Origin of the sequence: Streptomyces sp. NPDC046939 (genome assembly GCF_040644575.1) — a bacterium.
Taxonomy (GTDB): Bacteria; Actinomycetota; Actinomycetes; order Streptomycetales; family Streptomycetaceae; genus Streptomyces.
The window spans coordinates 60,800-79,914 of sequence record NZ_JBEYWV010000006.1; the positions used below are offsets into that span (position 1 = coordinate 60,800).

15 protein-coding genes and 2 pseudogenes are annotated in these 19,115 nt (G+C 71.5%); 4 read left to right on the top strand and 13 right to left on the bottom strand.

What is annotated here, in order from left to right; all coding sequences use genetic code 11:
* Positions 1-3 precede the first annotated feature (3 nt).
* From ABZ877_RS08510 to ABZ877_RS08530, 5 genes are all read right to left on the bottom strand, one after another.
* On the bottom strand, positions 4-516 hold the full coding sequence (locus tag ABZ877_RS08510) for a hypothetical protein (protein ID WP_361066493.1): 513 nt from the start codon (positions 514-516) through the stop codon (positions 4-6).
* Between the two features lie 62 nt (positions 517-578).
* Entirely contained in the window at positions 579-1,583 is a 1,005-nt protein-coding gene (locus tag ABZ877_RS08515) for a 3-oxoacyl-[acyl-carrier-protein] synthase III C-terminal domain-containing protein (RefSeq protein WP_361066495.1), read from the bottom strand.
* Between the two features lie 67 nt (positions 1,584-1,650).
* Complete coding sequence (locus tag ABZ877_RS08520) at positions 1,651-3,744, bottom strand: 2-oxo acid dehydrogenase subunit E2 (protein WP_361066498.1); 2,094 nt, start codon at positions 3,742-3,744, stop codon at positions 1,651-1,653.
* On the bottom strand, positions 3,741-3,998 hold the full coding sequence (locus ABZ877_RS08525; protein ID WP_361066501.1) for a phosphopantetheine-binding protein: 258 nt from the start codon (positions 3,996-3,998) through the stop codon (positions 3,741-3,743). Before ABZ877_RS08525 ends, ABZ877_RS08520 begins: the two co-directional genes overlap by 4 nt.
* Complete coding sequence (locus tag ABZ877_RS08530; RefSeq protein ID WP_361066504.1) at positions 3,986-5,002, bottom strand: thiamine pyrophosphate-dependent dehydrogenase E1 component subunit alpha; 1,017 nt, start codon at positions 5,000-5,002, stop codon at positions 3,986-3,988. Before ABZ877_RS08530 ends, ABZ877_RS08525 begins: the two co-directional genes overlap by 13 nt.
* 294 nt (positions 5,003-5,296) lie before the next feature.
* On the opposite strand from ABZ877_RS08530, the gene ABZ877_RS08535 reads away from it, so the two are divergent.
* Both ABZ877_RS08535 and ABZ877_RS08540 read left to right on the top strand, forming a co-directional pair.
* On the top strand, positions 5,297-6,775 hold the full coding sequence (locus ABZ877_RS08535) for an FAD-dependent monooxygenase (protein WP_361066507.1): 1,479 nt from the start codon (positions 5,297-5,299) through the stop codon (positions 6,773-6,775).
* Positions 6,776-6,787: 12 nt separating this feature from the next.
* Positions 6,788-8,032, top strand: a complete 1,245-nt coding sequence (locus ABZ877_RS08540) for a metallophosphoesterase (RefSeq protein WP_361066510.1) — start codon at positions 6,788-6,790, stop codon at positions 8,030-8,032.
* 40 nt (positions 8,033-8,072) lie between these two features.
* On the opposite strand, the gene ABZ877_RS08545 is transcribed toward ABZ877_RS08540, so the two are convergent.
* From ABZ877_RS08545 to ABZ877_RS08555, 3 genes and pseudogenes are all read right to left on the bottom strand, one after another.
* On the bottom strand, positions 8,073-10,553 hold the full coding sequence (locus ABZ877_RS08545; RefSeq protein WP_361066513.1) for an excinuclease ABC subunit UvrA: 2,481 nt from the start codon (positions 10,551-10,553) through the stop codon (positions 8,073-8,075).
* 132 nt (positions 10,554-10,685) lie between these two features.
* Positions 10,686-11,096, bottom strand: a complete 411-nt coding sequence (locus ABZ877_RS08550) for an ACT domain-containing protein (RefSeq protein ID WP_361066516.1) — start codon at positions 11,094-11,096, stop codon at positions 10,686-10,688.
* 67 nt (positions 11,097-11,163) lie between these two features.
* Positions 11,164-11,528: pseudogene (locus ABZ877_RS08555) on the bottom strand (transposase); the annotation flags it as partial.
* Positions 11,529-11,658: 130 nt separating this feature from the next.
* Between ABZ877_RS08555 and ABZ877_RS08560 the strand changes: the two are divergent.
* On the top strand, positions 11,659-12,063 hold the full coding sequence (locus ABZ877_RS08560; protein WP_361066519.1) for a hypothetical protein: 405 nt from the start codon (positions 11,659-11,661) through the stop codon (positions 12,061-12,063).
* Positions 12,064-12,289: 226 nt separating this feature from the next.
* Here ABZ877_RS08560 and ABZ877_RS08565 read toward each other — a convergent pair whose 3' ends face one another.
* The 4 genes from ABZ877_RS08565 to ABZ877_RS08580 all read right to left on the bottom strand — a co-directional run bounded on the left by ABZ877_RS08565 (position 12,290) and on the right by ABZ877_RS08580 (position 14,452).
* Positions 12,290-12,433 (bottom strand): hypothetical protein, encoded by a 144-nt coding sequence (locus tag ABZ877_RS08565; RefSeq protein WP_361066522.1) that lies wholly within the window; start codon positions 12,431-12,433, stop codon positions 12,290-12,292.
* 160 nt (positions 12,434-12,593) lie between these two features.
* Positions 12,594-12,950 carry a hypothetical protein gene (locus tag ABZ877_RS08570; protein ID WP_361066525.1) on the bottom strand — a complete coding sequence of 119 codons (357 nt, stop codon included), beginning with the start codon at positions 12,948-12,950 and terminating at the stop codon, positions 12,594-12,596.
* Between the two features lie 29 nt (positions 12,951-12,979).
* Positions 12,980-13,345, bottom strand: a complete 366-nt coding sequence (locus ABZ877_RS08575; protein ID WP_361066528.1) for an SH3 domain-containing protein — start codon at positions 13,343-13,345, stop codon at positions 12,980-12,982.
* Positions 13,346-14,080: 735 nt separating this feature from the next.
* Positions 14,081-14,452, bottom strand: a complete 372-nt coding sequence (locus tag ABZ877_RS08580; RefSeq protein ID WP_361066531.1) for a hypothetical protein — start codon at positions 14,450-14,452, stop codon at positions 14,081-14,083.
* 165 nt (positions 14,453-14,617) lie between these two features.
* Here ABZ877_RS08580 and ABZ877_RS08585 point away from each other — a divergent pair, with 165 nt between their 5' ends.
* Complete coding sequence (locus ABZ877_RS08585; protein WP_361066534.1) at positions 14,618-17,401, top strand: BTAD domain-containing putative transcriptional regulator; 2,784 nt, start codon at positions 14,618-14,620, stop codon at positions 17,399-17,401.
* 430 nt (positions 17,402-17,831) lie between these two features.
* On the opposite strand, the pseudogene ABZ877_RS08590 reads toward ABZ877_RS08585, so the two are convergent.
* A pseudogene (locus tag ABZ877_RS08590) lies at positions 17,832-19,064 on the bottom strand (HAD-IC family P-type ATPase); the annotation flags it as partial.
* Positions 19,065-19,115 lie beyond the last annotated feature (51 nt).

Genomic DNA, 19,115 nt, shown 5'->3' on the forward strand with positions numbered 1-19,115 from the left:
CGGTCAGCCGGACGCGGAGGCCGCCGACTGCGCGGCGAGCCCGTCGGCCACCTTCGCCGTCGCCTTCTTGAGCGAGGTGCACACCTGCGGGGTCATCGCCGTGGTCCGGCCGAGCCGCAGTTCCACGGTGTTCTTCTCCCCCGTGTCCAGGAACATCTTGCAGACGCCGTCCAGCGAACCCATCAGCATCACGGCGTCGTGGTCGCTGAAGCGCATCGTGCTCCGTTTGCCCTGCCCGGTGGCCGTGTCCTCCAGCGGCCGGTCCCGCAGCAGCACGGTGAGGGTGCCGAACTCGTGGCTGTGTGCGGTACAGCCTTCCCCGGACATCTGGCTCACCGAGGGCTCTCCGAGGCCGAATTCGACGGCCAGCGGCCGCAGCACCTTGCACGCGGGGGTGTCGGCCGCGTCGGAGGCCCGCACGGCCGAGTCGGGTTCGGCCCCGCAGGACATCAGCCCGAGGCAGGCGCAGACCAGCGCGGCGGCCGTCCTGGCGCGCCGGGCGGGTTGACGGCTCATAGCGTGTCACTCCGATCTGTTCGGTGGCGGGAGAGGGCTCCCCGGACGGGGCCGGGCCGTGGTCAGCACTGGAGGATCGCGCACGCCCAGTGCATGCCCCGGCCGTTGGTCGCGAGGGCCACGAGATCCCCGTGCGACAACTCCCCGGCCTCGTACGTGCGGGCGAGGGAGAACAGGTGGTCGGCGGCGCCGAAGTGGCCGTGGCGGCGCGCCAGCCGGGTGTTGGTGCGCTCCAGCGGTATCCCGATCAGTTCCGCCTGCGCCGCCAGGACCCGAGCGTTGTCGTTGAGCAGCAGGAGCCAGGCCAGGTCCTCCTCGGCGCATCCGGCCTGACGGCAGGCCCGGTGCACGGCGCGCGCGGTGCGGTCGTCGATCTCCTCGGCGTAGGCGGCCAGTCGCTCGGCGTCGTGCTGGAAGTGTTCGACCACGTCCCAGGAGTCCCGTACGGAGGGTGTCTCGGCGCCGGGCACGAAGGGCTGTCTGGCGCCGCCGACGTCCATCCGGAAGAAGTCGGCGTACCGGCCGTCCGTCTCCGCGTAGGAGGACCGCCAGCGCAGGGTGGGCGCGTCGCGTACGGCGAGGGCGGCGGCGGCCCCGTCGGAGAACAGCAGCGAGTGGGTGTCCAGCCGGTTCCAGTACGCCTCGACGGTACGGTTGGCGCCGACGACCAGGGCCGTGTCGTAGCCGGGATGGGTGGCGAAGCGTCCCGCGACGGTGTCGAAGGCGGTGACCCCGCCCGCGCAGCCCTGGTCGACGAGGACGGCCTCGGCCCGGCTGAGGCCGAGCTCCCACTGGACGCGGGCAGCCGCGTCCCAGTACAGATGGTCGGCGAGGTCGGTGAGGGCGAGGACGAGCAGGTCCACCTCGCGCGGGTTCACCCCCGCCAGGGCCCGCCGCCCGGCCTCGACGGCGAGGTCGGTGACGCTGGTGCCGGGATCGGCGCGGTGGATGCGGTCGTATCCGTATCCGAGGACGCGCTCGACGTCCTCGGTGTAATCGGCCACCACGTCCTTGACGGCGGCCTCCTCGCCGAGCGCCGTGCCGAAGGCGGTCAACCCGTACGCCACGAGAACTCCTCACTTGACTGCTCCGGCGGCCGCGGGGCCGCTGGAGCCGGAACGGTCCGAACAGGGCTCACTGCGGGTCGCCCAGTTCGACGAGCTTCTCCGCGTGGTGGAGGGCGTCCGCGACGGTGCGCAGGAAGGCGACCGCGTCCCGGCCGTTGACCACCCTGTGGTCGTAGGCGAGTCCGAGGGTGACCACGGTGGTGGAGGCGGGCGCCCCGTCCTGAAGGACGAGCCGGGTGAGCGGGCCGCCCACCGAGACCATGCAGAGCTGCGGCGCCATGACGATCGGCTGGACGAACAGGACACCTGGCTCGGTGTTCAGCGACACGCTCAGGGAGCCGCCGGACAGCTCGCCCGCGGTGAACTCGGCGCGGAACGCCTTCAGCCGGAAGTCCATGAGGTCGTCGGAGAGGTCGGCGAGGGAACGGCCGGCGCAGTCCCGCAGCACGGGGATGTAGAGGCCGTTCCCGGCGTCCACGGTGACGCCGATGTCCACGGTGTCGGCGAGCCGCACGGTCCGTTCGTCCACCAGGGTGCCGAACAGGTGCGGGAAGGCGGGGTGCGCGGCGGCCACGGCCTTGACCACAGCCTCCGGCAGTCCGACCTCGGCGCCGCTCTCGTCGGACAGGGCGCGCAGCCTGGCCAGCACCGTGTCCACGGTGACCTCGACCGCGGCGAAGGCGACGGGCACCTCCCGGTGGGCGCGGGTGACCACCGCGGCGGTCCCCTGCTGGGCCCGGTCGAGCACATGGGTGCGGACGTCGGTGCCGGGCTCCGGGGCGGGAGGGGGCGCGGTCGCGGGCACGGGGGCGGCGGAGGGCTCGGCGAGGAGTTCGGCGAGGAGTTCCCCGACGCCGACCTCGCTGCCTTCCGCGGCGCGCACCCGCAGATGTCCGGCAGCCGGTGCGGCGATCTCCTCGACCGCCTTGGAGGTCTCCAGCTCGACCAGCGGGTCTCCCTCGTCGACGTGCGCGCCGTCGTCGGCGAACCACCGGAGCACCAGGTAGGCGGTGTCGTTGTTGTTGAGCTTGGGAACGGCGACCGGCACACCGGCCGCGGGCTCGGCGCTTCCCGCTTCAGCGATCTCCGGCCCGGCGGCCGTGAGCGGGGCGGCAGGCGGCAGGGCGGCCGGTGTGCGGGGCGGCAGGGAGCGGGCCACGCCGGCCTCGATCTCGTCGGCGATCAGCTCCGCGCCGAGCAGCACCCGCGCCTCCAGGTGCGGTGCGGTCGGCACCACCGAGTCGGCCGAGTTCAGCAACAGGACGGGCGAACGCAGTTGCGCCCAGATCCTCGTGTGCAGCCGGGCGGCGATGTCGGCGCCCCAGGTACCGCCCTCGGTGCTCTCCTCCGCCACGGCGACCAGCCGGGCGTCCGCCAGCAGCGGCAGCACCGGCTCCAGGTCGAGCGGGTAGAGCCGGGCGGGGACCAGGACGTGCGCGGCGATCCCGCGGGGGCGCAGGAGCCGCGCGGCGTCGAGGGCCCGGTGCGCGGTGCCGCCCGGACAGATCAGCACCACGTCCGCGGCGGTGCCGTCCATGGGGGAAATGTGCGCCCAGCCGGTGGACCCGCCCCGCAGCGCGTACCGGTGGTGCTCGTCCACCACCCCGTCGCGGAACATCCGCCGGGTGTAGAGGACCTTGTCCTCGAAGAGCATCGACGGTCCCCGGTCGAGTCCCTCGACGAGCTGGACGTACGGGTCGTGGAAGGGACTCGTCTCGTACAGCGCCAGGTTGGGCACGCCCAGGAAGTGCTTCTGGAGGCTCTGGCTGTGGGTGGGACCGTAGCCGCGGTTGCCGCCCACGGGGCAGCGCACCACGACCGGCATCGGCACCCGCTCGCCGTACATGGTCACCGACTTGGAGATCAGGTTGAGGATCTGGTCGAAGGCGAGCGCGGCGAAGTCGCCGAACATCATCTCCACGATCGCCTGGTCGCCCGCGAGCGCCAGGCCGCCCGCCACGCCGGTGATGCCCGCCTCGCTGATCGGGGTGGAGAGCACCCGGTCCGGGTGGCGGGCCGACAGACCGCGGGTCACTTTGAAGGCGCCGCCGTACGGGTCACGCACGTCCTCGCCGAGCAGGTGCAACGAGGACCGTTCCTCGAACAGGCGGTGCAGGGCCGCGTTGAGCGCCTCCACCACACGGGGCGCGGGGCGGGTCACGGCGTCCCCCGCTTCGCGGCGAGCGCCGCGCGCAGGGCGCCGACGCTCCGGCAGCGGCGCACCTCGCGGGCGGTGAGCCGGATGCCGTAGGTGTGCTCGACGCGGGAGACGATCTGGACGTGCCGCAGGCTGGTCCAGGCCGCCGTGGTGGCGGTCCCCGTCTCCTCCGTCACCTCGTCGGCGGGTATCTGGAGCACCTCGGCGACGAGGCCGGTCAGTCCGCTCAGGTCGGTCGGCTCGGTCAGTTCGGCCATCGGTCCTCCGTCCTCGGGTCCGCGGCACCGGACCCCGTCCAGGTGGCGGGCGGTCGCGCCTCCACCTCGCGGGCCATCTCTTCCAGGTCGGCGCGGATGCGCGCGTCGAGTTCCCGGAACGGCGCGCCCAGCCGGCCGGTCAGCTCCCGGTACCAGTCGCCGGCTCGGAGCCGCTCGACCTCCACCGGGTCGCGGGTGTCGTCGCCCTTGCTGTGAGGGCCCAACCGCTGGGTGGTGAACTGCACGACGGCCGGGCGGTGTTCCTCGCGGACCCGGCGCACCACGGGGGTGAGCCGTTCCCGGATCTCCGGTACGTGGTGGCCGGTGATCTCCACGAAGTCGATGCCGAAGGCGGCGGCCCGGTCGGCGATCGAACCGGCCATCTGGGCGCGCGTCGGGGTGGACTGGGCGATCCCGTTGTGTTCGACGACCACCAGGACCGGCACCTGCCACAGCGCGGCCATGTTGAGTGCTTCGTAGACCGCTCCCTCGCCCCAGGTGCCGTCGCCGACGAACGCGGCGGCGAGCCGGCCGGATCCCGTGCGCTTGCAGCGCAGTCCGATGCCGACGGCGAGCGGCAGGCTCTGCCCCTGCACGCCGGTGGAGAGGTAGCCGTCTCGGCGGATGTGCTGGCTGCCGCCGACGCCGGAGCACACCGCGCCGGCGCGTCCCATGATCTCTGCGAGCAGTCCGGCGGGGTCCCGGAACAGGGCGAGGTAGTGGCCGTGGCCCCGGTGGTTGCTGAGCACGTGCTCGCCCGCGAGCAGCGGGGCCAGGGAGACCGGCACGTACTCCTGTCCGAGACAGGTGTGCGTGGTGCCGTTGAGTCTGCCCTCGGCGAACATCCGCAGCAGCAGATTCTCGAAGTGGCGGATGGTCAGCAGGGATTCCAGGTCCTCACGCGCGAGTCCGGCGGGGGTTTCCGCGAGGGAGAGGGCGGCCGGTGGGTGTGTGGCGGCCGGGTCGGCCGGTGTACGGCTCGGTTCCGGCGGACGCGCGGTCATGGCGGAACTCCTCCCTGCGGGCAGGAACGCGGGTGCGGCAGACGATCGGCCGTCACGCTAGAACGCGCCGTTCTCAATCCGGTGCTCGATCCGGTCTCATCCGCGGGCCCCCGCTCTCCGCCGTCTCTTACCTCGTTCTCAGCGTGGTTGCGCCCGCTTCGCACCCGCCCGTTAACTGGCCGTCATCCCGACGGGAAGCGGCCCCGTGGTCCCGGACCGGCCCGCGCCTGCCGTGGTATCGCGCCCCGCGCACTGCCCGTGCCGCGGGTCCGGCCGTTGCGAAGGAGTCAGAAGATGCCGCCGTCCCCCCAGGTGCTCATCGTCGGCGCCGGACCCGCCGGGCTCGCGCTCGCGGCGGAACTGGCCGGCTTCGGCGTCTCCTGCCAGGTGGTCGACAAGCGCACCGGGCGCAGCCGGCTGTCCCGTGCCTGCACGGTCGAGCCCCGCACTCTGGAACTCCTCGACATGCGCGGCCGGGTGGGCGACGTGCTGGCCTGGGGGCGGGAATGCCCGCATCCGCCGCTCGGCAACGAGGACGGCTACCTGGACTACGGGCTGCTCGACACGCCTTTCCCCTTCAGCCTGTCGATCCCGCAGGCGCGGACCGAGGACGCGCTGCAGGCCGCCGCCGAGAAGGCGGGCGCGGTGCTGCTCTTCGGGACCGAGATGACCGGCCTTTCGCAGGACGACGACGGGGTCGACGTCGAGCTGACCGGGCCGGAGGGTCCGGCCACGGTCCGGGCCCGGTACGTCGTCGGCTGTGACGGGGTGAACTCGACCGTGCGTAACGCCATCGGCGTGGAGTTCGACGGCTGGAACTACGACCAGTCGCTGATGATGGCCGACGCCCGGCTGAGCAGCCCGCCGGGGCCGGCCGAGTACGCGCGGATCACCCGGCGCGGCATGGCTGCCCTGTTCCCGTTCCGCGACGGCACGTACCGGGTCATCGTGCTGGACCGGGAGAAGTTCGCCGTCCCCGCCGACGAGCCGCTGACGCTGGAGGATCTGAGCGAGAGCTGCGCCGCCATCCTGGGTACGGACATCGGCATGCACAGCCCGCTGTGGTTGTCCCGGTTCCGCAGCTCGCAGCGGCACGCGAAGACGTACCGGGCCGGGCGGGTGCTGCTCGCGGGGGACGCCGCGCACACGCACATCCCGTCCGGCGGACAGGGCCTCCAGACGGGTATCCAGGACGCGTTCAACCTGGGCTGGAAGCTGCGTGCGGTCCTCGACGGATGGGCGCCGCCAGGAGTGCTCGACAGTTACGAGGCGGAGCGGTACCCGATCGCGGCGGAGACGCTGCGCAAGACCGATCTGTCCTTCCGCTTCGAGACCTCCGACAGCCTTCCCGCGCGGGTGCTGCGGAAGGCCGCCATGTGGTCGATGCGGATCAAGCCGGTGCACCGGCTGAACGTGCTGCACCTGTCGGGGCTGACCCTGCGTTACCCGGCGGACAAGGGCGACCGGTGGACGGGCCGGCGGATACCGGACCGGCCGCTCGTGGCGACCCCCGGCGGCCCGGAGCGGCTGTACGAGTTGTTCCGGAGCGGTCATTTCGTGCTGACCGGCACGGAGGGTTGTCCGCCGGCCGCCGTGGGCTGGGAGGCGCGGCTGCGTACGGGTGTGCTCGCCGAACCCATCGGCGCCGGGTGGCCCGCGCATGTGCTGATCCGGCCGGACGGCTACGTGGCCTGGGCGGGCGTCGAACCCGGCCGGGGGCTCACGAGGGCGCTGCGTCGCTGGTGCGGTGAGCCGCGCACCGTCGCCGACTGATCCGGGGGTCCGGTGTCCTCCGCGTTGTTCGTCGCGCTCGTGCTGCCCGTCCTGGCCGGCGCCCACTTCTACGTGTGGTGGCGGATGGTCCGCGCCACGACGTCCCCGCGTTCGTGGTGGCGCCGGGCCGGTACGGTCCTGATCGTGCTGCTGGCGCTGCTGCTGGTGGCCGCGCCGCCAGCGGAGCGCGCGCTGCCCGCTCCGCTGGCCACCGCGGTCGGCTGGCCCGGCTTCACCTGGATGGCGGGGATCCTCTACCTGACGCTGGCGCTGCTGGCGGGTGAGGCGGTCCGTCCCGTGCTGATGCGGGTCCGCCGGAGGCACTTCGCCGGTGACACGGTGTCCGGGGACGGCGGGGAGCGCCTGTACGGTACGGGGTCCGTGCCCGGCCCGGACAGCCCGGCGCCCGCGTCGGCCGACGGGCTCCCGGCCTCCCGGCGGATGTTCGTGAGCCGGGTCGTCGCCGTCGCCGCGGGGACCGCCGCGGGCGCCGCCGTGGGGTACGGCGCGTACACCGCGCTGGGGCCGCCCCGCGTCAGGCGCCTCGTCGTGCCCCTGACCCGGCTCGGCCCGGAGGCCCACGGTTTCCGGATCGCGCTGATCAGCGACATCCACCTGAACGTGCTGGTGGGGCGTTCCCGAACGCGGCAGCTGGTGGACCTCCTCAACGGCACCGAGCCGGACCTGGTGGCCCTCGTGGGCGACCTGGTGGAGGACGCCGACGTGGCGGTCCAGGGGCGGGCCGCCGAACCGCTCGCGAATCTGCGGGCGCCGCACGGCGTCTACTACGTGACCGGGAACCACGAGTTCTACTCGGGCGCCGAGCAGTGGGTCCGCTTCGTGCGCGAGCTCGGGCTGCGTCCCTTGCGCAACGAGCGGATCGCCCTGCCGGGCTTCGACCTGGCCGGGATCGAGGACGCGAGCGGCGTCGACCACGACGACGGCCCCGACTACGAAGCCGCGTTGGGCGGACGCGACCGGAACCGGGCCGTGGTCCTCCTCGCCCACCAGCCCGCTCAGGTCACGGAGGCCGCCAGGTACGGGGTGGACCTCCAGTTGTCCGGGCACACCCACGGCGGCCAGCTGTGGCCCTTCACCCGTCTCGCGTCCTTGGTCGAGCCGCACGTCGCCGGGCTGAGCCGGTACCGGGACACCCTGCTCTACGTGAGCCGGGGCACCGGCTTCTGGGGGCCGCCCGTCCGCCTGGACGCCGACCCGGACATCACCGTAGTGGAGCTGGTGTCGCCCCGCGCCTGACCGTGTGCGCGACGGCCGGACGCGGGGCGTCACCGGTGTGTCAGCGGCCGCCGTGCCCGTTCAGCAGTGGCAGGCCCGCCATGTACCGGCGGAAGTAGCCCGCGGTCGGGGTGCGGGCCTCGGCGACCTGGTCGGGGGTGCCGGCCGCCACGACCGCTCCCCCGTCCGGTCCGGCGCCCGGACCGAGGTCGATCACCCAGTCCGCGGAGGCCGCGACGGGGATGTCGTGCTCGGCGACGACCACCGTGTTGCCCGAGTCCAGGAGCAGGTCGAAGGCGTCCACCATGCGCTGGATGTCGGAGGGGTGCAGACCCGAGACGGGTTCGTCGAGCACGACCAGTCCGGCCTTGCGGCCCCCCGAGCCGCGCTGGATCGCCGACGCGAGCTTGAGACGCTGCGCCTCGCCGCCGGAGAGTTCCGTGGCGTTCTGGCCGAGTTGCAGATAGCCGAGGCCGACCCGGTCCATGGCCTTGAGCGCGTCCGCCAACTGCCGGTTCTCCGTGAGGCGTTCGACGGCCTCGGCGACGGTCAGCTCCAGCACCCCGTCGATGGTCAGTCCCTGGTAAGTGATCTCCAGGGCCTCCTTTGTGTAGCGGCGTCCCTCGCAGGCGTCGCAGACCACCCACACGTCCGGCAGGAAGTGCATGTCGACCAGCTTGCGGCCGTAACCCGTGCAGACCTCGCAGCGTCCGCCGTTGGCCGCGTTGAAGGAGAACCAGGAGGCCTTGATGCCACGCTTGCGTGCCTCGTCGGTCTCCGCGAACAGCTTGCGGACGATGTCGAACGCCTTGCTGTAGGTGGCGGGGTTGGACCGGGGTGTCCGGCCGATCGGCTCCTGGTCGACCACGGCGACCCAGCCGAAGGCCCCGGCCCCGGTGACCCGGCGGACGGCGTCGGCCGCCGTTCCGGCCAGAGCCGCCTCGGTCCCGGCGCCGAGGGCGCCGAGCAGGCTGCTCTTGCCGCTGCCGCTGACCCCGGTCAGGCAGGTCAGCCGGCCCACGGGGAAGCGGACCAGGTCCGCCGTCACGTTGTGCGCGGACAGCCCGTGCAGTTCCACCCATTCCGTGCCCTGCCCGACCGGCCGGCGGCTGCGGCGCAGCCGTGGTCCCTTCCCGGCGAGGTAGTGGCCGGTGAGCGAGCGGGGGTCTTCGGCGACGTCGGCGGGGGTGCCGGAGACGAGCACCTCACCGCCGAGCCGTCCGGCGCCCGGTCCCATGTCGATGACCCAGTCGGCGCGGGCGATGAGTTCCGGGTCGTGCTCGACCAGCAGCACGGTGTTCCCGGCGGCGCGCAACTCCAGTGCGATGTCCAGGAGATGGGCCTTGTCGGCGGGGTGGAGGCCGGTGCCCGGTTCGTCGAGTACGAAGATGATGTCGCTGAGTTCGGTGCTGAGCTGGGCGGCGAGCCGGGTGCGCTGGAGTTCGCCGCCGGACAGGGTGGCCGCGCTGCGGGACAGTTGGAGGTGGGCGAGGCCGAGGCGGTCCAGGACCCGAAGTCTGCGGGCGAGATCCTGCAGGAGGGGTTCGCCGACCGCGCGCTGTGGGGTGTCGAGGCCGGAGGTGACCCGGTCGCCCCAGGCGCGCACCTCGCGAACGTCGGCCTCAAGGAGTTCGGGGTAGGCGAGCCCGCCGAGCCTCACCGACCGGGCGATCTCGTCGTAACCGCTGCCCCCGCAAGTGGTGCAGGGCATCTTGCGCATGTACGGCAGGTACCGCTCTTTCGCGCTGGGTGTCGCCGCGTTCGCGAAGACCCGCTCGACCTCGGCGAGCGCTCCTCGCAGCGGCTCGCTGGAGGTGTACGTCCAGGAGGACGTCTCGTTCTTGTTCGGCATGTCGACGGTGGCTTCGATCCTCTCGTCACCCGTGCCGTACAGCACCTCGTGCCGGAAGCGCTCGGGCAGCGACTGCCAGGGCAGGGCGAGGTCCACGCCGCGCTTCTCGGCCAGTGCGGGGATGAAGGCGTGTTCGCCGGAACGCCACTTCGCGTACCAGGGGGAGGCTCCCTCGAAGAGGGGCAACTCCGGTCGCGTGATGACGAGTTCCTCCTGGGCCTGCCAGACTCCGCCGACACCGTGGCACTCGGAGCAGCTTCCTTCCGGGGTGTGCCGGTCGAAGTGGGCGGAGCTGAGATGTCCGTCACCGGGAAGCGCATCCGGGCCGATGCCCGGCAGCCGGGAGTACAGCAGTCCGAGGTGACCGTCGATGCCGGTGATGGTGGCGACGGTGGAGCGTGGATTGCGGTTGAGCCGGCGCTGGTCGACGGCGAGGGTGGCGCCCAGGCCGAGGACCCGGTCCACCTTGGGGCGGTTGCGCTGGGTGATGTACTGCCGGACGAACGGCGAGAGCCCTTCCAGATAACGGAGTTGGGCCTCGTTGTGCAGGGTGTCGATCGCTAAGGAGGTCTTGCCGCTGCCACTGACGCCGGTGAAGGCCACCACCTGCCCCTTGGGGATGCGCACGGTGACGTCACGGAGGTTGTTGGTCCGTGCCCCCACCACCTCGATGGTCTCCGAGGTGCGCACGCTTACTGTCATTCCTTCAATCCTCTCCCGGTGACGGGAAGGGAAGCGTACGAACCCGGAGCACCCGGCAGGGGCCGGTTCTCCGCGTCCTGAGCATGTCGAAGGCCCTTCCCGAATGGATCACCGAGGCTACTACGCGATGTCGGCCGCACATCTGCGGGAGAGTCCTTCGAGCAGCTCCAGAGCACGGTGCGTCGCCTCGTACGGCACGAAGAGATGGTCGTGGTGGAATCCAGCCACCACGTTGCAGCTCATCCCGGCCCCGGCGAGTTCCTGTGCGACGGCGGCGGTCAGGCCCACCGCGTCCAGGGCCGAGTGCACCCGCAGGACCAACCACCCGGCCACATAGTCGTACTTGAGCCCTGCCGCTTCGGCGTCCTCCTGCCGCAGCACCAGGGTGAGACCCTCCGGCTCGGTCACCGTGACGACCGGGGTCACACCGGGCGGGACGCCACCGCCCACGGTGGTGAACACATAGCGTCCCGGATTCAGCTCCGGCCGCATGCCGGTCAAGAGTCGTCGCAGGTCAGTTTCGCCGGGCACGACAGACACCCTATACAGCCGGGCGGACAGGGCACGCACCGTGCCGTGTCACCCCTTACTGACCGTTTCAGAATGATGTACGTAGGCGTCGCAGGCAGATGATGCTGCAGGCGAGTTGCAGCAGCCCGAAGTGCAGGCCGGCCCGTACCTCGTAGCGGATGCGCAGGCGCTTGCGAGCGAACTTCGGGGTGATGCCGCGGGCCCGTACCAGGCGGCGGTAGTGGCCGTAGTCGTAGCCGCGGTCGGCGAACAGACGCCGCGGCCGTCCGCGCATCCCGCGGATGCGGGGTATGACGTCCAGCAACGGGATCAGCTGGGTGACGTCGTGGCGGTTGCCGCCGCTCAGCAGGACCGCCAAGGGGGTACCGTGCCGGTCGACATCAGGTGATGCTTGCTGCCGGGCCGGGCCCGGTCGACCGGCGAAGGTCCGGTGTGAGCCCCCCTTTGAGAGCCCGGACATGCGACGCCGGTAGCGGGACCTCCTCGCCGCGGTATCCGCCGCATACCGGCCGCCCTACCGACCATTTCTGCCGCTCGCCGCGCTCTTGAGGCGGCGGGGCCGTTGCACAACGCGCCGGTGGTCGGACGCGCCCTGCGCATGAAACCCGAGCAAGGGAAAATCGCCTCGCTCATCGTCCCGGTGTTCCTCGGAGAAGGCGAAGATCCCGAGGACACGTTGACCTCCCCGGCTTACAGCGGGCTGGCGAAGGTCCTCGAAGCGCTGCGGGCGCACCACACCGAGACCCTGGAGGCCCTTGCCGACTCCCGTTTGCGCAGCGGGAGTTCGGAAGACGAAGGGGCTGGAGGGGCTGAGGAAGACGGTTCCCTGGATGACGCTGATGCTCTGGGGGGCGTCGAGGCGGCCGGGGCGGTGAGTGAGTGGGCGCGGGAGCTGCTGAAGTTCTCCAGCCCCAGGGATCCGGCGGAGCTCGCGAGGTTCCTGCAGCTTCGGGTCCTGGAGTGCTGATCGCGTAACGGTCGGTGTGGGTGCTCGGCAGGCGGCCCTTGGCGTCGATGGTGATCACTTCGTGGTCGCGGGCGGCGATGAGGTCGGGGAAGTACCGCAACACGGAGTCGGTCCGGGCCAGGGCGTGCTGGACGGCCGGTGGAAAGGTGCCTTGTCCGCAGCGCTGGACCGTCCATCCGCCTGCGTGCAGTTCGCGGGCGAGGCGTTGTTCGTGTGCGTCACCGACTCATGCTTCAGGGCCTTGACCTGCGCGGCCTCCTCGGTCGTCGTCCCCCGGCCGCTGCCCGGTGTCAATCTGGCCTTGGCGGATCCACTTGCGCAGCGTCTCGCGCCAACCGATGCCGAGCTTCTCCATCACCGCGTTCAGCATCGAGTCTCCACCTCACCCGGGGCGGTTCAGGCGGCGGCCTCCTGCTATCCAGCATGCCCAGCACCGACGCCATCGCACCCCCCAGCTCCCCGAACGGAAACAAGACGCCGGAGGTCTCCCTCAGGCCGAGCCGCCCCCTGCCTGACCAGCGAAAGCAGGGCTAACAGGGGATGACGGAGTCGGTCTCGGAGCTGATGGAGGTGTCCTTCATCCACCCCCATACCCCGTTGTCCGCCTTGGTGAGCAGCCATCGGTAGGGGTGCGGGCCGCCGACGTAGCCGCCTTTGTCCAGTCGGCAGCTGAACCAGCTGTAGGTGGTGTACATGCGGCCGACCACCTGGCCGGTACCGTCGTAACTGCCGTATACGGGGGCGCCGTAGACGTTGTGGCAGTAGGTGGCCGGTCCGCTGGTGACGCAGGCGTCCGCAGCGGCGGCCGAGGGCGCACCTATGCCAAGCAGACCGACGCCGGCACCGAACCCTGCGGCGACGCCGACTGCGCGAGCACTGAATCGCACGCTGTTCTCCTTCGTGTCCGAGGTAATGGTCAGCACTGAGCGGATTGCGGCAGGTTGGCGTACTCATTGCCCTTGAAGTACACGGCGCTGCTGTAGCCATCCGCGAAACCGATCCAGATGTCGTTGGTGATCCCGTGGTCCTTGATCGTCTGTCCGTGAGTCCAGCAGTAGGCGGTGTAGGTGCTTCCGGCAGTGAGGGTGGCCAAGTAGGCGCTGTCCTTGGTGGGGAGCTTGCGGACGTTGACGTTCTCGTACGGCACGACGCTGTACGCTGCCGCGGTCCGCGCAGCTGCCGCAGTTGCGGGCTGCGCCTGACTGACGCCACCAGTGGCGATGAGCAGGCCGACTACCGCGCTGATGGTGACGAGCCCGGTACGCGAAAGGGTTCTGTCCATGGTTTCCTCATCCTTTGAGGGAGAGTTCCGGGAGCGGGGTTTTTCAGCAGCATTGCCGGTTTGCCTTGGGGGCGTCTTGCACGCTTCTTGCAAGTGCCACTGCCGGTTACCGGTGCGCGGGACTCTGGCACGACCGCCGAGGAGGCGGAGGGCAACGGGTGAAAAAGTCGGCGTTGGCCTGCGGACCGGGTGAGCCGATGTCGGGTGTCTCCGGTCCCGGTAGCACCCCGGCGCCGCGCTGGACGCCGGGACCGGAAGGGCAGGGAGCACGTTGGCGTACGGACGCTGGGGAAGCAGCGCGTCCGGCCCTCCGCCACCCCCGTGGGCGAAGGGCCGGGCCCGATCGTGCGTACCTACCGTGGTGTCAGCAGTGCGGTACGGAGGCAGACGGCCGGAGGACGTCCCAGCTGGACCAGCCGGTGACGCCAGTGGCGTTGTTGCGGCGGTAGTACCAGCTGATGGTCAAGTTCGGGTTGGAGGTGGGTCCGTCTTGCCGGCAGGAGACGGTCACTCCCTGCCCCGCGTATTCCAGACCCTTGAGACCCTTGATCGTGGACGAGCCGTTGGCCTAGGCCCGGATTCGCATTCCCGTTCCCAAGTAGTCCCCCGGCGCCGCAGCGGCAACCTGCGGCGCGGTGTCGGGCGCTGCCGAGGCGCCGGGGACAGCGAGAGTACCGGCGGGCGCACGCGGCCGGCGGCTGATGGATGCGCTCACGGATGGCTCCTGTGGTCGGGTCAGCAGTCGCCGACGGCGATGAACGGGACGACGACGACGTAGCGGCCCCAACCGGTCACGCGCGTGGTGTTGTCCGTGTGGTAGAACCACTCCTGCCCTGCCACGACGCGACGGCAGTGGACGGTGACGCTGTGGCTTCCATAGCCGTAACCGACCGTCGTGGAGGTGGTGCTGGGCTGCGTGTGGATGCGGGCGCCGTCCACCAGGTAGCGGCCCGCCGAGGACTGCGCGCCCAGCGTCTTCGCCGGTGCGGCTGCCGCATGGGCGGCCGGTGCGGTCTGCGCGGTGGCCGCCCCCGCCGCGGTGGTCAGGAGAGCTGCGGCGGCGGTGACTCCGAGCAGTCCGCGGAGCAGTACGGCGTGGTGGGTCATGAGGCGGTCCTTCCCCCTGTGGTGCGTGCTGGTCGCCTTCACTGTTCCGCACGCGCCCTGTACGGAACTTGATAGTTTCTTGCAGGGGTGCACGGTTCGGCGCCGGGTGGGCAGCCGCGGCGGCCGGTCCGGCTCCGGTGAGACCTCGCGGAACGAAGGACCGGCATGAGCATCGGATTCACCCTTCTCGGGAATGTGACCATCCGCGCGCGAGGCGTCGAGGTCGCCCCTGGATCGCCGCGTCAGCGTTGTGTCCTGGCCCTGCTCCTGATCGACGTCAACCGGCCCGTCCCGGCGGAGACGCTCGTCGCGCGCGTGTGGGGGGACGAGGTCCCGCCGCGTGCGATGGCCTCGCTCTACAGCTACGTGTCACGGTTGCGTGCCCTGCGCTCGGACCCGGGCGACGAGGAGCGGTGGGACATTGTGCGGACACCGGCGGGATACGTGCTGCGCACCGACAGCTGGAACGTCGACCTGTTCCGGTTCCGCTCCCTGGTCGAGCAGGCGCGCGGCGCGCAGGACCCGCGCAAGGCCGAGACGTCGTACGGTCAGGCGCTGGCGCTCTGGCAGGGTGAGCCGTTCGCCGGGCTGCGCTCCCCCTGGCTCGACGCGTACCGCCTCACTCTGGCGGAGGAACACCGGCAGGCCCGCCTGGACCACTGCGCGCTGCTGCTGGACCAGGGTCGGCACGTCGACGCCCTCCAGCCGCTCGCCGCACTCGCCACCGCCGAGCCGCTCGATGAACAAGCAGCCCATCTGCACATGCTGGCCCTGTACCGGGCGGGCCGCCCCGCGGCCGCCCTGACCGCCTACGAGGAGGTGCGGCAACGGCTCGCCGAGCGGCTGGGCGTCGACCCCGGCCCCCGGCTGCGCGAACTCCATCAGCAAATTCTCGTCTTCGACGACGCGCTCGCCGCCCCCGCGGCCGCCGCTCCGGACCGCCGTATTCCGCGCCAACTCCCGGTCGGTCCGCAGGGGTTCGTGGGCCGGGAGGAGGCCCTGCGCCTCCTGAACACACGGGGCGGCCGCGCCGACGATGCGCAACCGGACGTCAGCGTGATCGCGGGCATGGCGGGGGTCGGCAAGTCGTGGCTCGCTCTGCGCTGGGCACATCAGCACGCCGAGGCGTTCCCCGACGGCCAGCTCTACGCCCAGCTGAACGGCTTCAGTCCCAGCGCCCGCCCCACCGACCCCGGTGACGTCCTGCGCCTGTTCCTCATGGCTCTTGGGGCGGCCGAGAGCGAACTGCCCGCCGACACCGAGGGCCGCGCGGCGCTCTATCGCACACTGATGGCCCGGCGCCGCATGCTGGTGCTCCTCGACAACGCCCGCGACAGCACCCAGGTCATGCCGCTCCTGCCCGGAACACCTGACTGCCGGACGCTTGTGACCAGCAGAAACCGGTTGAGCAGCCTCAGAGTGCGGACCGGTGCGCACCTAGTCGGCCTCGGCGTGCTGCCCGCTGCCGAGTCGTCGCGGCTGTTCGCCCGCCGCCTGGGGGACGTACGGGCCGCCGGTGAACCGGCCTTGCGCGACATCGTCCGCTGGTGCGCCGGACTGCCGCTGGCCCTCGACATCGCAGCCGCGCACGCGGACGGCCTGCCGGGCGGCTCCCTCGACCAGCTCGCCCGGGACCTGCGCGACCCGAGCACCCGTCTCGACGTGCTGGACGCCGGTGACGTCTCCGCCAGTCTGCGCGTCCTGTTCGATGCGTCGCACGCCGCTCTCGACCCGGAACCGGCCCGAACCTTCACTCTGCTGGGGCTCACGCCCCACCAGGACATCTCCTTGGCCGCGCTCGCTCACCTCAGCGAACGCGACCTGGCGCCGACCCGGCAGATCGCGCGCGTCCTGGAGGAAGCCTGCCTGGTCCGCCAGCACCGGCCGGGCCGCTACCAGATGCACGACCTGGTCCGGCTCTACGCCGAGGAGCGGGCGGACCGCCTGACCGCCGCACAGCGCGAGCAGCACACGCGCCGGCTCGTAAGCTTCTACGTGCGCACCGCCCAAGCCGCGCACCGGGTCCTGGAGCCGCACCGGACGGCTCAGGATCCGCCCTCGCTGCACGTTCCGGAGTCGGCTTCACTCTCCTTCGACGACGCGCAGGCCGCGCTGGCCTGGTTCGATGCCGAGTATGCCTGCCTCCAGGACATCGTCACAGTCACCCAACAGCACGGAATGCGCCTTCAGCTATGCCGGCTGACCTGGGCGCTGCACACGTTCCGCTGGCGTCGCGGGCTGTTCGAGGAGAGTATCCGGGCGTGGCACACGGCCCTGGATGCAGCCGCCGGCCTCGACGATACGTTCCTGGCCGCCCACATCCGTCAACGGCTCGGCGTCGCCCTGGCACAGGCGCGAAGATATGACGAAGCCTTGCCTCATCTCGACGCGGCTCTCGCGCACTTCCGAGCCGACGACGACACCGCGGGCCTGACCCGTACCCACCACTCGCTCGCCGAGGTCCACGTCCGCATCAACGCTTATGAGCGCGCCCTGCCGCACTTCGCACAGGCACTGGAGGGCTACCGCGAACTCGCGGACCAGGTAGGCGAATCGAACATCCTCAACGGCACCGGCTGGGCGCTGGCACGCCTCGGCCGGTTCGAGAGCGGCGAGGCGCACTGCCTCCAGGCGCTCCCGCTGCTCGAGAAGCATGCGGACGGTGAGGGGCAGGCCGCGACATGGGACACGCTCGCGTACATCGCCCGCCGTACCGGCCGCACGGAGCGTGCCCTGAAGGCGTACGAACGGGCCCTCACCCACTTCCACGCCATCGGCAACGCCAATCGTGAGGCCGACACTTGGGCGTCCCTCGCAGACGTGCACGCCGACGCGGGAGACCTTGCCGCAGCACGGCGCGCCTGGGCGACGGCGCTGGACATGTACCGGGACCAGGGCCGGGCAGCGGAGGCGCACGACATGTCCGAGCGATTGACGGCGGGGGCATGAGATTGTGGCGTGCCCGGCCAAACAGGCTTCTACGCGGTTCCTACCCTGCTCCGCCGGCCTGCGACGTCGGCTGTGGTGTGAGGGCCCGGCGGTGTGTGGTTGCGGTCGCTTCAGCCACCGCAGTGCGGACGGGGCACGGCAGTGTGGACATCACGCGGCCGGGCTAGGTGGTCCGCTGGATCAAGGTGGGGGTGTAAGAGCAGCGAACCAGTTTCGGGAACCGCGGCTGCATGTCCCTGCCAGACGCGGAGACCCTATGCCGGACTCCAGATCTTGAGGAGGACGCTGTGGATTGGCACATTCTCCCCATGGGGAACCCCGCCGACAGCCACGACGATCTCAAGACGTGGCTCGGTGCCCGGCCGGGTCCTCACCATCGAAGGGGCTCACGGGCTCTCCACTGCCTACGCAACCCATCCTCGAGCGCTGCGGGCAATCGGTCGCCGACGGCGGTCACCTCGATCAGTCGCCCCTCCACCCGGCCGCGGACGCCGGACCCGGGCGTCGCCGCGAAGTCCGCCACCGGTGGCAGCACCTCATCGGCGAGGGCACGCACGGCGTGCACGGTGATCGCCCGGCCCGCGGATGCTCGGAGGCGTCCTCGACCGCCGCGGCAAGGCGTAGTACATCGGCGAGAGCGGGGCCGTCGGGGACGACGGTGACGGCGGCGACGCTCATGTGGCCGGAGGTCAGGTCCAGCACGACGGTGTCGATGTGCTGCAGCCCTTCCAGTGCCTGCGGGCCGGTCACCAGCACGCCGAGCTGCGCGCCCCGGCCGGTCGCGGCCATCAGCGCGGTCGGTGGGGCCAGGCCCAGCGCACACGGGCAGGCCACCACCAGCACCGCCACACACGCGGTGATGGCTGCCTGCCCATCGGCGCGGGCACCGAGCCAGAAGCCCAGCGTGGTCACCGCCAGCGCCAGGATCACCGGCACGAACACCCCGGCCACCAAGTCCGCGAGCCGCTGGGCACGCGCCTTTCCGGCCTGGGCCTCCGTCACCAGCTGGGTGACGCGCGCCAACTGGGTGTCCGCGCCGACCGCCGTGGCCCGTACCAGCAGCAGACCGCCCGCGTTGACCGCGCCCCCGACCACCGTGTCCCCGGGGCCGGCCTCGACGGGCTCGCTCTCCCCGGTCACCAGCGCCTGGTCGAGTGCCGAACGGCCCTGAACCACCACACCGTCGGTGGCCACACGCTCGCCGGGACGCACCAGGAATGTGGCGCCGACGGCCAACTCCTCCACCGGGATCAACCGCTCATGGCGCCCCTCACGGACGGCGACATCCTTCACCCCGAGCCGGGCCAGCGCCCGCAGCGCGGCCCCGGTACCCCGCCGCGCCCGGCCCTCCAGGTAACGGCCCACAAGGACGAACAAGGGCACACCGACCGCCGCCTCCAGCGCCGCCGAAGAACAGCGCGTACGCCGACCAGGAGAAGGAGGCCACCACGCCGAGTGAGACCAGGGAGTCCATCGTCGCCGCACCGTGCCGCGCCCCGCGCAGGGCCCGCTGGTGAAACGGCTAGGCCCCCCACACCGCGACGGGCGCGGCCAGCATGAAGCACAGCCACTGCCAATGACGGAACTGCCAGCCCGAAATCATCGACAACAACACCACCGGCACCGCCAACAGCGCCACCACCAGCAGGCGTCGCCGCTCGGCGTGCTCGGACGCCGACTCACGATCCGACCTCCTCCCGCGATGCCTGCTAAC

Coding starts and splice junctions, on each gene's coding strand:
- ABZ877_RS08510 (WP_361066493.1), bottom strand. CDS start 516: ATGAGCCGTCAACCCGCCCGGCGCGCCAGGACGGCCGCCGCGCTGGTC.
- ABZ877_RS08525 (WP_361066501.1), bottom strand. CDS start 3,998: ATGGCCGAACTGACCGAGCCGACCGACCTGAGCGGACTGACCGGCCTC.
- ABZ877_RS08530 (WP_361066504.1), bottom strand. CDS start 5,002: ATGACCGCGCGTCCGCCGGAACCGAGCCGTACACCGGCCGACCCGGCC.
- ABZ877_RS08535 (WP_361066507.1), top strand. CDS start 5,297: ATGCCGCCGTCCCCCCAGGTGCTCATCGTCGGCGCCGGACCCGCCGGG.
- ABZ877_RS08565 (WP_361066522.1), bottom strand. CDS start 12,433: ATGCTGAACGCGGTGATGGAGAAGCTCGGCATCGGTTGGCGCGAGACG.
- ABZ877_RS08575 (WP_361066528.1), bottom strand. CDS start 13,345: ATGGACAGAACCCTTTCGCGTACCGGGCTCGTCACCATCAGCGCGGTA.
- ABZ877_RS08580 (WP_361066531.1), bottom strand. CDS start 14,452: ATGACCCACCACGCCGTACTGCTCCGCGGACTGCTCGGAGTCACCGCC.
- ABZ877_RS08585 (WP_361066534.1), top strand. CDS start 14,618: ATGAGCATCGGATTCACCCTTCTCGGGAATGTGACCATCCGCGCGCGA.